Origin of the sequence: Acidaminococcus sp. AM05-11, from assembly GCF_003472805.1 — a bacterium.
Taxonomy (GTDB): Bacteria; Bacillota; Negativicutes; order Acidaminococcales; family Acidaminococcaceae; genus Acidaminococcus; species Acidaminococcus hominis.
Genome location: NZ_QRMX01000006.1, coordinates 40,222 through 52,824 on the forward strand (window position 1 = coordinate 40,222; position 12,603 = coordinate 52,824).

Genomic DNA, 12,603 nt, shown 5'->3' on the forward strand with positions numbered 1-12,603 from the left:
AACCTATGAACAGTGAAAATAAGGCAGCTCTGTGGAAACAGATCCTGGATCGCGTGACCCTCACTGACGATGACAAGGCTCTGTTTGAGAGGCAATCCATCCTGCCGCTCACAGTCAGTACGGCACAGCCTTTGTCGGCTGAGGAAGTGAAGCTGCTCCAAAGCCTGCTGGCCGAGAAGTTTGGCAAGCCGGTGATTTTGGACAGCCAAAAGGTGGATCCCAAGCTGGTAGGTGGTGTGCTGGTGCAGTATGGCGACCATATTTTTGACGCCAGCATGAAGCGGCAGCTGGAAAAGATGGACAACATCATGAAGGCCATCCACCTGAGCAACCAGGATTTGGATGCGTCCCAAAGCATAACGGATTCCCTGGCCAAAGGGGTCCAAGAGTATCAAGATAAGGTTGACCTGGAAGAAATTGGCGTGGTCGAAAAGGTGGGCGACGGTATTTGTACCGCCAGCGGCCTGGGCGGCGCCATGAGCGGCGAATTGGTAGCCCTCCGGGACGGCGTTTACGGCATGGTCCAGAACCTGCGGGAAAAAGAAGTAGGTATCGTGCTTTTGGGCGGCGCCGATAAGATTAAAGAAGGCGACATTGTGCGCCGGACCGGCGAAGTTATGGAAATCCCTGTGGGTTCCGAAATGCTGGGCCGGATCATTGACCCGCTGGGCCAGCCCCTGGACGGCAAGGGTGCCATCAAAACCACCGCGTTCCATGCCATTGAATCTCCCGCTCCGGGCATTGCCGCCCGGCAGCCTGTAGACGTACCGCTGCAGACCGGCCTCAAGGCCGTGGATGCCCTGGTACCTATTGGCCGGGGGCAGAGAGAACTGATTATCGGGGACAGAGGTACCGGCAAGACGGCCATCGCCATCGATACCATCCTGAACCAGAAGGATCAGAACGTTATCTGCATTTATGTGGCCATTGGCCAGAAAGCATCTTCTGTGGCCCGGCTGGCCCATACCTTTGAAAAGTACGGGGCTGCCGGCTACACCCTGATTGTGGCGGCTACCGCTGCTGATACGGCACCTATGCAGTATCTGGCACCCTATGCCGGTGCCGCAGTAGGGGAATATTTCATGGACCAGGGCAAGGATGTGCTGATTGTCTATGATGACCTGAGCAAGCACGCAGTGGCCTACCGTGCCATGAGTCTGCTGCTGCGCCGTCCCCCCGGACGTGAAGCCTACCCTGGCGATGTATTCTACCTGCACTCCCGGCTTTTGGAACGGGCCTGCCGGAGAAATGCCCGCCACGGCGGCGGCTCCATGACGGCTCTGCCCATTATTGAGACCCAGGCCGGGGACGTCAGCGGATATATTCCCACCAACGTAATTTCCATTACCGACGGCCAGATTTATCTGGAAACCGACCTGTTCAACTCCGGTGTCCGTCCGGCTATCAACGCCGGCCTGTCCGTATCCCGGGTAGGCGGCGCAGCCCAGACCAAAGCCATGAAATCCGTGGCCGGTACCCTGCGGCTGGCTCTGGCCCAGTATCGGGAACTGGCCGCTTTTGCCCAGTTCGGTTCCGATTTGGACAAAGCCACCAAGGCCCAGTTGGACAGAGGCGCCCGGGTAACGGAAATGCTCAAGCAGGGCCAGTACCATCCCATGAGCATGGCCCAGCAGGTTATTTCCCTGTATGCCGTAAACAACGGCTTCCTGGACGAAGTGCCTCTGGAAGATGTGACCCGGTATGAACATGAAATGCTGACCTATATGGAAAGCCATTGCGCCATTATCCTGACCCGGCTGACCAAGGAACAGAAAATGGCCGATGACCTGAAGCAGCAGCTGGAAGAAGCCCTGGACGAATTCGGCAAGCTGTTTGCACCTTCCAATCCGGACGCTGTACCCAGCGCTGCTGCCCCTGAAAGAGGGTGAGCCCAGTGGCAAACACCAGCGGCATTAGAGCCCATATGAAAACCGTGGGCAGTATCAGCAAGATTACCGGCGCCATGCAGATGGTGGCGTCGGCCCGGATGCACCAGGCCCAGCAGCGGGCCAATGCCAGCCTGCCGTACGCAGATAAGCTGCGCGGCCTGCTGCAGCTGGCCCTTAGTGACCCGTCCGTGATGGCGCACCTGGACTATTCCCAGAACCCGCTTTTGGAAAAACGTCCGGTGTACAAAACGGCCTACATCATTATGGGGTCCGACAAGGGCCTGGCCGGTCCATTTAACAACAACATCGTCAAGTTTACCGGCGTAGAGCTCCGGGGCAAGGAAGATTCCCCCCTGCTTACCGTGGGCAAGCAGATGCAGATTGGCCTGAACCATTGGGGCTACAGCATCGCCAAAAGCTGGAACGGTTTCTCCGAAAAGCCCACCTTTGAGGCGGCGGAAGAAATCGCCGACTACGCGGAGGCCATGTTTACCCATGGGGAAGTGGATGAGGTGAACATCATCTACACCTACTTCAAATCCGCCATGGTGCAGCTGCCCCGGACCATTCCTCTCCTGCCCCTGCAGCCCAAGGCTGGGGACAAGGCAGAAGAGGATGCCGTAAAAGTATGGGATACCCAGGACCAGAGCGATTTTACCACCCTGCTCTTTGAGCCGGAACCGGCACAAATGCTGTCCTACCTGGCCCATTACTATATGCGCAGCCAGATCTTTACGGCACTGATCCAAAGCTCCGCCTGTGAGCTGGCCGCCCGGATGACGGCCATGACCACCGCAACGGACAACGCAGAAACCCTGTTGGGCAAGCTGCAGGTCTACTACCAGAAGGTCAGACAGGCCAGCATTACCACCGAAATCAACGAAATTGTCGGTGGTGCAGAAGCTTTGAAATAAGGGAGGCACCATCGTGTCTGAAAAAAATAAGAATGCAATTGACGCGGCAGTGGCCAAACTTTCCGCCAAGACCAGAGGTCATGTGGGGAAAGTGGTCCAGGTCATGGGTCCTGTAGTGGATATCCGTTTCCCGGACAAGGAACTGCCTGCCATCTATAATGCCATCACCATTGATGCCCAGGCGTCTAAAGACGTCCATGTCAAGCTCACCGCAGAAGTGGTGCAGCATATTGGCAACGATGTGGTCCGTGCCGTAGCCATGAGCTCTACCGACGGCCTGACCCGGAACATGGATGCCCTGGATACCGGCAAGCCCATTACCGTTCCTGTAGGCAAGGGCTGCCTGGGCCGGGTTTTCAACGTGCTGGGGGAAACCGTGGACGACGATCCCACCCCGGTGGACGCTGCCGACTACTGGCCCATTCACCGGCCGGCTCCCAGTCTGGCTGACCAGGCTACAGAAACGAAAATCATGGAAACCGGCATCAAGGTCGTGGACCTGATTGCCCCCTATTCCCTGGGCGGCAAGATTGGTCTGTTCGGCGGCGCCGGCGTAGGCAAGACCGTGCTGATTATGGAACTGATCCATAACATCGCCACTAACCACGGGGGTTTTTCCGTGTTCTCCGGCGTAGGGGAACGTACCCGGGAAGGCAACGACCTGTGGGGCGAAATGAAGGAATCCGGGGTTATCGACAAGACGGCCCTGGTGTACGGCCAGATGAACGAACCCCCGGGAGCCCGTATGAGAGTAGGGCTGACGGGACTGACCATGGCCGAATATTTCCGGGATGTAGGCGGCCAGGATGTGCTGCTGTTCATCGACAATATTTTCCGGTTTATCCAGGCCGGTTCTGAAGTATCCGCCCTGCTGGGACGTATGCCTTCTGCTGTAGGCTATCAGCCCACCCTGGCCAACGAAATCGGCGGCCTGGAAGAGCGGATTACCTCCACCCGCACCGGTTCCATTACCTCCGTGCAGGCCGTTTACGTACCTGCCGATGACCTGACGGACCCGGCGCCGGCAGCAACCTTTGCCCACTTGGATGCAACTACGGTACTGTCCCGTGAAATCGTGGAATTGGGCATTTACCCGGCCGTGGATCCTTTGGCTTCCACCAGCCGGATTTTGGACCCCCTGGTGATTGGCCAGGAGCACTACCAGGTAGCCCGGGGCGTGCAGAAAATCCTCCAGCGCTACAAGGAGCTCCAGGATATCATCGCCATTCTGGGTATGGAAGAACTGAACGAGGCTGATAAGCTCACCGTGTCCCGGGCCAGAAAGGTCCAGCGGTTCCTGAGCCAGCCCTTCTTCGTGGCAGAACAGTTTACCGGCCAGCCCGGCAAGTACGTTTCCTTACAGGATACCATCAAAGGTTTTAAGGAAATCCTGGAAGGCAAGCATGACGACCTGCCGGAAAGCGCTTTCTACATGGTAGGCAGCATTGACGAGGCTGTGGCCAAGGGCAAGAAAATGAAGGGCGAATGATATGGCCAAGTTAATGAAATTGGAAGTCCTGACTCCGGATAAATTATTGGTCCGTAGAGAGGATATTTCCTATGTGTTGTTGAATACAGTCAACGGCGGCATCGGCGTTTTGGCCAACCATGGTCCGCTGATTGCCGTTTTGGGAGAGGGGACGCTGAAACTCCAGGACGCCCACAGCCAGGTGATCCTGGTGTACGTGGAAGGTGGTTTCGCCGAGGTCAAGGATAACGTGGTTACCATCCTGACGCCTCGGGCCCAGTATGCGGAAAACATCGATGTGGCCCATTATCAGGCGGTCCAGGCAGAAGCCCAGGCCCGTTTGGACCACCCGGATGCCCTGACCGATATTGAACAGACGGAAAAAATCTTGCGGCGGGCTGAGGCCCGGCTGAAGACGGCTTCTCTCATTGGCAAAGTGAAGCCCTATCCCATTAGCGAGTAACACAGATGTAAGCTCATTTGCAGACGGATGCGGCAGGCAGGAGAGGGGGAGCCGCCATGGACTTCATCAGTAAAATGGCTGCCAGTAAAATGGGGCAGCTGCGGTTGGAATTGGTTGAACTCAATGAAAGATTGGCTGCAGCCAGTACGGACGAGCAGAAAAAGAAACTACGCAAGACCATTCAGGAAAAAGAAGTGTATTACAATATTTTGGCTGACCGCCTGCGGATGCATACATCACGTTTTTAAAACGGGAGCTGTGGAACAAAAGGCTTTTCCTTTTGTCCACGGCTCTTGTTTTTTTAGGGTGTTCCTGCCATTTGTTTCCGCAAACAGGTACAGGTATGGTATAATAGTTTAGTTACAAAATTAGCGAGCGAAAAGTGGCCAGCAGTACCGTAGACATTCGAGGTGGGAGGTGCCGTACGGATTGCACAATTTTATCATTTTATTGATTACTGTCCTGCTCACGTGGTTTGTTTATGTGGATAGCCACAGACTGCCCATGAAGCACCGGAACTTTTGGATTATCGGCACCTTTTTAATGGCGCCGTTGGTATTTTTGGTGTATTTGATCCGCCGGGCACAGGTGAAGCATCATCAGGCCCTGTCCAAGCGGCAGCAGCGGGAAGCTGCGGCCCGGGAACGGTCCCGGCAGAGAAAGCAGCGGGCGGACCAGGCCCGGGCTTTGTGGAAGGAAAGACACCGTCAGCAGCTGGAAGCGCATCCTGAACTGGAAGCCCAGCGGAAGGCGGAGACTTATAAAGAACAGCATGAAATGCGATTACGCCTGGATGAACAATTGAGCACGCAGCAAGCGCGGCATGCCAAACAGATGGGCCTCAATAGCAAGTGATTTCAAGTAAGAGATGTAAGAAAGGTGTGGAACAAGGCGTGGAGAAATTGGTTGTAAGAGGTGGGCATCGTTTAGAGGGAACGGTGCGGGTCAGCGGGGCAAAAAATGCCGTGCTGCCGATTATTGCGGCATCAGTTTTGGGTACGGAAGGAAGTACCATTTTGGAAGTGCCGGAACTGGAAGACGTAGCCACCATTTGTAAAGTATTGGAATGTCTGGGTATGAAGGTTACCCATCCCCAGCCTCATGCACTAAAGATTGACAGCCGGACGATTACCAGCTGGGAAGCTCCCTATGAACTGGTAAGCACCATGCGGGCCTCCTTCCTGGTGATGGGTTCCCTGCTGGCCCGGGTAGGCCGGGCAAAGATTTCCCAGCCCGGGGGCTGTGCCATTGGCACCCGTCCCATTGACATCCATCTGAAGGGCTTTGAAGCCCTAGGTGCAAAAATTGAGCAGGGCCATGGCTATATTGAAGCTACGGCGCCCAACGGTCTGGTGGGCACCACCATTTATCTGGATTTTCCCAGCGTAGGCGCTACGGAAAACCTGATGATGGCGGCTTCCATGGCCAAAGGCACCACCATCATTGAAAACGCTGCCCAGGAACCGGAAATCGTGGACCTGGCCAACTACATCAATGTGATGGGGGGCAAGGTCCGGGGAGCCGGTACCACTGCCATCCGCATTGACGGGGTGGAAAGCATGAAGGGCGGGGAACACACGGTAATTCCCGACCGGATTGAAGCAGGTACCTTTATGGTGGCCGGCGCCATGACCCAAGGGGATATCAAGGTAGAAAATGTTCTGTGTGAACATCTGAAGCCCCTGATTGCCAAACTCCGGGAAGCAGGAGCCATTGTAGAAGAAGGCATCAACGATGTCCATGTGGTGGGCCCTAAGGAATTGCAGCCCATCACCATCAAAACCCTGCCCTATCCGGGCTTTCCTACGGATATGCAGGCTCAGGTAATGGCCATGATGTGCATTGCCAAGGGCCAGAGCTCCGTTCTGGAAACAGTATTTGAAAATCGCTTCATGCACGTAGATGAACTGCTGCGCATGGGTGCCAATATCAAAACCAGCGGCGGCCGGGCTGCCCTGGTAGAAGGCGTTCCCAAGCTGTATGGCTGCCAGGTGCGGGCTACCGACCTGCGGGCCGGGGCTGCCATGGTGCTGGCCGGACTGGTGGCCGATGGAGTCACCGAAGTGACGGATATCCATCACATTGACCGGGGCTACGAAAACCTGGTAGAAAAGCTGACCAAGCTGGGAGCCGATATCAAGCGGACAAAGTAAGGTGGAAGTATGAGAAAACGGATGGAGAGAAGTTTCTTTTCCCGTCTTTTGCATCAGACAGACGTGGGGATTGATCTGGGGACCTACCATATCCGGGTATACATGAAAAACCGGGGCATTGTCCTAAGGGAACCCTCCGTGGTTGCCTTTGATGACAGGCAGGGAAAAGCCGTGGCCATTGGGGCCAAGGCAGCCGCTATGGCTGACAAGGACTCTCCCCATATCCGGGTAATCCGGCCCTTGGTAAACGGGGTCATTGCCGAGTTTGACGGGGCCCAGGCTCTTTTGGAGGCGGCCCTGACCCGGGTGGTGGGACGGAATTTGTTCTTCAAGCCCCGGGTAATGCTGTGCGTGCCTACGGACGCCACCGGCGTGGAACGCCGGGCGGTCACGGAGGCTGCCATGCAGGCCGGTGCGTCCAAGGCCTATCTGCTGGAGGAGCCGTTAGCGGCGGCTCTGGGGGCGGGCCTTGCGGTACAGAAACCCCTGGGCTGCCTGGTGGTGACCCTTGGGGCGGAAACCACGGAAGCTGCGGTGCTCAGTATGGGGCAGCTGGTCAGCTCCGCTTCCCTGCGGCTGGGAGGGCAGGCCTTTAACCAAAGCCTGTCCCGATATATGAAAAACCACCTGAATATCCAGGTGGAGGATGCTTTGACGGAAGAAATCAAATTGGAAATTGGCACGGTGAATCCGGCTGCGGCCCGGGGCAATCTCATTGTCAAAGGCCGGGACATGATTACCGGCCTTCCCACCAGCCTGCGGCTGGACTCCCGGGATACGGCCCGGGGCATGCAGGAAGCCCTGGAAATGGTGCTGTCCTGTATCCATCGGGCGCTGGAAAAAATCCCGCCAGAACTGGCGGCGGATGTTCTGGCCCAGGGTATGGTCCTTACCGGCGGAGGCGCCCAGCTGGACGGCCTGGCACAGGTGCTGGGCGAGCAGCTGCGGATGCCCGTCCGGGTGACAGAACGGCCGGAGGACTGTGTGGCCATTGGAACAGGCCGGGCTTTGGACGAAGGACTTACCTTTCAGGAATAATGAAAACAATTTTGGGGTGCTGCTGCGGCAGCACCTTTTGTCTTAGGAGGCATACAAGTGAAGAAACGGTACACCAAATGGATGGGGCGGCTGCTTTTGGCCGGCCTTCTGCTGGGTGCGCCCTTGGGCGCCCAGGCAGCGGATATTGAGGCCATGCGGGGCGGGGTTACCCCCAAGCGGGCCCGAATCGTGCTGAGCCTGGACAAAACGGTAAAATACACGGCCCGCACCTCGGGCCGGCAGCTGATTATAGATTTCAAGGGGGATACAGAGCGGACCCAGATGGTACGGCTCCGGGATCCCCGGGTGAAACGGGCCACGCTTTCCCCCAAGGGAAAGGATAGCCAGCTGGTCATTGAGTTCCGGCAGCCGGTACCGGAGTATAAGATTTTTGCTTTAGGACGGCCCAAACGACTGGTGATTGATTTTCCCCGGGCTCCCGGGGACGAGAACCCTGCTGCGGCCAACTGGTCCAGCTCTTCCCAGTGGCTGGGCAAGGGCCTGACCTACAAGCAGAGCACCGTAAATCTGGGAGCGGGGAATGTGCGTACCTATGTACTGACCATGACGCCTAACAGCGAATTTAAGCTGGACTTTATTCCGGGCTACGGAAAAACCATCCAAAAGGGTACCCTGTCCATGATTGCCCGCCGTTCCGGGGCAGTAAGCCTGGTGAACGCCTCCTATTTTGACAGTGATATCTGGGTGGTGGGAAACCTGAAAATCCAGAACAAATGGTTGGCTTCGGAAACTACGCCTAGAACGGGTCTGGTGATTGACGCCAAGGGACAGCCTTCCATTGAAACGGGACTGGCCTACCAGGGTGTGGTGAAGGACCAGGAAGGGAACAGTATGCCCATCAGTGCGGTGAACCGGATGCGGCTGTCCAATGAACTGATTTTGTTTAACGATGGCTACGATACGGCCACGGATACCAATTCCTACGGTACCGAGGTGCAGCTCAACGGCAACAGCCGGGTAACGGCCATCAGCTCCCGGGGGGATATGCCGCTTACTGCCGGCTACAGCGTCCTGTCCGGAAACGGCCAGGGGGCCCGGTTCCTTAACGGTCTGCGCCGAGGGGAGCAGCTTACCGTAACCCAAAGCCTGGGGAACGCCCGGGCAGATGAAGCCCCTTCGGTGGGCTCTGCAGGGCCGCTTTTGGTGTGGGACGGGCTGGTGGAAGTAACCGCTGCCCAGGAGGAGATTGCCCCCGATATTGCCCAAGGACGGGCGCCCCGGACGGGCGTGGGCATCAAAAAGGACGGCACGGTGCTGGTAGTGGTGGCGGACGGCCGTTCCGACGTCAGCGCCGGCATGAGCCTGACGGAATTTGCCCGCTATTTTGTGAGCCTGGGGGCCGACCGGGCCATGAATTTTGACGGCGGCGGCTCCAGTGAAATGGTGGTCAATGGCAAGGTGATGAATGATCCTTCCGATGGGGAAGAACGGCCGGTTCGGGTGGCGTTGGGCTTCTTCCGGAAGTGACACTTCTTGCATAAGAATGGCCATTCGGTATATAATACTGGTACACTATAGAGAAACGAGGTGCTGATCATGTTGAATAAATTCATGAAAAGCAAGAAGATATGGGCGGCAGCCTTGATGATCGCCCTCCTGGCCTTTGGCATTGCCCAGGCCGCCGGCGGACGGCCCCAGAAAAGCAGCCTGTCCGGTCAGGTGGTGAGTACGGTGAACGTAGGCGCCCAGGTAACGGAAGGGGCGGTACTGGTTACCGTAAAGACTTTGGCAGGGACGGCACCCGCCGCCAGAGCCAATTGCAGCGGAAAGGTTGTTTCGGTAAGTGTAGCCCCCGGCGGACAAGTTTCGGCGGACCAAGTGGTTGCTGAAATCGAACCGTAAGACTTAGCGAAAAAGACCGACGCTTCGGCGCCGGTCTTTACCTGTATGGAGGGCATATGCACGTTTTGAACTGGAAGCGCATCTTGATTCTGACCCTGACAGGGGTTTTTGCTTTGGCGTCCCTGGTGTGGGCTGCCATTCCTACCATTGCGGTGGAAGAATTGAAACCCGGCATGACGGGCTACGGCAAAACCGTCATTGAAGGTGCCAAAATCGAAACCTTCGATGTGGAGGTGCTGGGGGTCACCGGTACGGAAACCGGCGGCTATAATATCCTGATCAAGGCCTCCGGGCCCCTGCTGCAAAAAAGCGGCGGCATTGCCCAGGGCATGAGCGGCAGTCCGGTGTACATCAACGGACGGCTGGCGGGCGCTGTGGCCTACGGCCAGGCCTTTTCCGACCCCAATTATTGCTTTCTTACCCCCATTGACGAAATGCTCCAGCTGTTTGCCCAGCCGGACCCCCGGCCTTCTGTGTTCCAGTCCGGCCAGCCCAGCCTGGCCAAGGGCACGCCGCTTATGGTCAGCGGCTTTACCACGGACGGGGTCAGCTACCTGAACGAACGGCTGAAGCCTTTTGGGCTGACTTCCTACGCCGTGCCTGCGGGAAATGCGGACCTGGACCAGGTAAAACTGGAGCCGGGCAGTTCCGTGGGGGTCTCCCTGGTACGGGGGGATATGGTGATCGGCGCCATCGGCACGGTAACCTGGACCGACGATGAGGGCCGGGTACTGGCCTTTGGGCACCCCTTCCTGCAGCATGGGGCTTCCGACTATTTTATGACCAATGCCTGGATTTTTGCTTCCGTGCCCAATATCCAGAGTGCCTTTAAGGTGGGCACCCTGGGCAAGACCCTGGGCCGGATCAGCCAGGACCGGTTGGTGGGTGTAGCGGGCCTAGAGGGGCAGAACGCCAACATCATTCCCATGTATGTTTCCGTAACCGACAAGGACCGGGGCGTGCACAAAAGCACCAATGTCCAGCTGGTAACCGATGAGGATCTGGTGCCCTCCCTGGTGGACGGGGTTACCTACAATACGGTGAGCCTGGCCAAGGACAGAAAGGGCGGCGGCACCTCCCGAATCCGCTTTACCATTACGGCCCAGGACGACCAGGACAATCCCATCCAGCTGCGCCGGGAAAATATGTTCTACAGTGCTTCCGATATTGGCAAGCTGACGGATTCCGAGCTGAACATCGCCACCGATATGCTGATGAACAACCGGTTCAACAAGGTGACCATCCAAGATGTCAACGTGGATGTGGAAACCACGGCCAGCTGCGAAGTGGCAGAGCTGGTAGGCGCTTCCATCCCTATGAAGCCAGTGGCTCCCGGAGACGTACTGCCTATTTCCGTAACCTTTAAACCCTACCGGGCAGAAGAAATTACTCGGACCATCAACTTCAAGGTGCCGGATAAGCAGCCCAGCGGGCCCATGACCCTGATTGTCCGCAGCGGCAATGCCACCAGCTGGGTGACCCGGGCCATTTCCAGCCAGCAGAAGAAAAATAACAATGACGGAGATCAGCTGGTGACCGAGGATAATCCCATGACCCAGCAGCCTCAGCGGAAACTGAAGGACTTTATTGATGAATTCAATACCATGGATGCCAACAACGAAGTAATTGTGGACCTGATGCCCAGCTATGGCCCTTCCAGCCGGAAGAACCAGCAGCAGGAAATGGGGCTGACCAGTTCCTCCCTCAGCGGCATTCTGCGGGGCAGCAAGTACAAGCAGAAATTCCCCATGGACTTTATCATCAGTGGGGAAGCCACTATTACGGCCCGGGTAAAGGGCAAATAACAAAACCGCAGCGGCGGATATTTCCTGTCCCTGGATGGGAGAATCCGCCCTGTTTTTGGCCAAGAACTGACTGTACAGTCAGCTCTTGAAGGGGGAAAATCCCTGCTGTGGTGCGGCTGAGAAGCCGTACAGAAAAAAACTTGTTTCTGTTTTCCTTTTTTGCCCTGAATGGGTTATAATATTCTGTATATCAATTGACAAGCTGTAACAGTGTTAAGGAGAATTTTATGGGGATACAACAACTTTGCCGCTGGGTGGGCCGGAAAATGCTGGATCTGTGTGCCCGCACCGGCCGCGTAGTGAATTTGTTTCTGGAGACCTGCGCCCTGGTGCGCCAGGCGGACCCCAAGGAAGTGGTGCGCCAAATGGGCAAACTGGGGGCGGACTCCCTGCCCATTGTGGGGATGACCATTTTGTGTACGGGCATGGTCATGTCGGTTCAGACAGCCAAGGAATTTGTCCGCTTTGGGGCGGCTGACTCCGTAGGCGGCATTGTGGCCATTGCCATGGGCCGGGAACTGGCCCCCATCCTGACCGGGGTGGTAGTGGCTGGCCGGATCGGCGCTGCCATTGCCGCTGAAATCGGCACCATGAAGGTGACCGAGCAGATTGATGCCCTGCGGGTGATGGCCGTAAGTCCGGTCCAGTATCTGGTGGCCCCCCGTTTTATTGCCATTATCCTGATGATGCCCATCCTGGTGGTCTATTCCAACCTGGTAGGGGATTTCGGGGGCTGGTTTGTGGCAGAAAATTATGCGGACATCAGCACCCAGATGTTCCTGGATTCCATCCAGGGCTTCATTGAGCCCTGGGATATTATCGGCGGGCTGATCAAGAGCACCTTTTTTGGTGCCATCATTGCCATCATCGGCTGCCACAAGGGCCTGACGGCCAAGCAGGGCGCCGAAGGCGTAGGGCTTGCTACCACGGCTTCCGTGGTGCTGTCCATTATCCTGATTTTTATCTGCAATTATTTCCTGTCCGTGATTTTGTACGTAAACGGAGGCTGA

12 protein-coding genes are annotated in these 12,603 nt (G+C 56.7%); all 12 read left to right on the forward strand.

The window, feature by feature from the left end:
- The first annotated feature begins 5 nt into the window (after positions 1-5).
- The 12 genes from atpA to DW089_RS05095 all read left to right on the forward strand — a co-directional run bounded on the left by atpA (position 6) and on the right by DW089_RS05095 (position 12,603).
- Entirely contained in the window at positions 6-1,889 is a 1,884-nt protein-coding gene (atpA, locus tag DW089_RS05040) for a F0F1 ATP synthase subunit alpha (protein WP_105326948.1), read from the forward strand.
- 5 nt (positions 1,890-1,894) lie between these two features.
- Positions 1,895-2,803 (forward strand): ATP synthase F1 subunit gamma, encoded by a 909-nt coding sequence (gene atpG, locus DW089_RS05045; RefSeq protein WP_105326949.1) that lies wholly within the window; start codon positions 1,895-1,897, stop codon positions 2,801-2,803.
- A 49-nt stretch (positions 2,804-2,852) separates the two neighbouring features.
- Entirely contained in the window at positions 2,853-4,292 is a 1,440-nt protein-coding gene (gene atpD, locus DW089_RS05050; RefSeq protein WP_255419938.1) for a F0F1 ATP synthase subunit beta, read from the forward strand.
- A gap of 13 nt (positions 4,293-4,305) precedes the next feature.
- Complete coding sequence (gene atpC, locus DW089_RS05055; protein ID WP_233547556.1) at positions 4,306-4,734, forward strand: ATP synthase F1 subunit epsilon; 429 nt, start codon at positions 4,306-4,308, stop codon at positions 4,732-4,734.
- 56 nt (positions 4,735-4,790) lie between these two features.
- Positions 4,791-4,982: a hypothetical protein gene (locus DW089_RS05060; protein ID WP_105326952.1), complete on the forward strand. Its 192-nt coding sequence runs from the start codon at positions 4,791-4,793 to the stop codon at positions 4,980-4,982.
- Between the two features lie 235 nt (positions 4,983-5,217).
- Positions 5,218-5,589: a hypothetical protein gene (locus DW089_RS05065; RefSeq protein ID WP_146109058.1), complete on the forward strand. Its 372-nt coding sequence runs from the start codon at positions 5,218-5,220 to the stop codon at positions 5,587-5,589.
- A 38-nt stretch (positions 5,590-5,627) separates the two neighbouring features.
- Complete coding sequence (murA, locus tag DW089_RS05070) at positions 5,628-6,887, forward strand: UDP-N-acetylglucosamine 1-carboxyvinyltransferase (RefSeq protein WP_105327436.1); 1,260 nt, start codon at positions 5,628-5,630, stop codon at positions 6,885-6,887.
- 48 nt (positions 6,888-6,935) lie between these two features.
- On the forward strand, positions 6,936-7,925 hold the full coding sequence (locus DW089_RS05075; protein WP_233547557.1) for a rod shape-determining protein: 990 nt from the start codon (positions 6,936-6,938) through the stop codon (positions 7,923-7,925).
- Positions 7,926-7,982: 57 nt separating this feature from the next.
- Entirely contained in the window at positions 7,983-9,413 is a 1,431-nt protein-coding gene (locus DW089_RS05080) for a phosphodiester glycosidase family protein (protein ID WP_231086079.1), read from the forward strand.
- An 84-nt stretch (positions 9,414-9,497) separates the two neighbouring features.
- On the forward strand, positions 9,498-9,788 hold the full coding sequence (locus tag DW089_RS05085) for a hypothetical protein (RefSeq protein ID WP_233547558.1): 291 nt from the start codon (positions 9,498-9,500) through the stop codon (positions 9,786-9,788).
- A 56-nt stretch (positions 9,789-9,844) separates the two neighbouring features.
- On the forward strand, positions 9,845-11,593 hold the full coding sequence (locus DW089_RS05090; protein ID WP_118286882.1) for a SpoIVB peptidase S55 domain-containing protein: 1,749 nt from the start codon (positions 9,845-9,847) through the stop codon (positions 11,591-11,593).
- Between the two features lie 227 nt (positions 11,594-11,820).
- Positions 11,821-12,603 carry an ABC transporter permease gene (locus DW089_RS05095; protein WP_105326957.1) on the forward strand — a complete coding sequence of 261 codons (783 nt, stop codon included), beginning with the start codon at positions 11,821-11,823 and terminating at the stop codon, positions 12,601-12,603.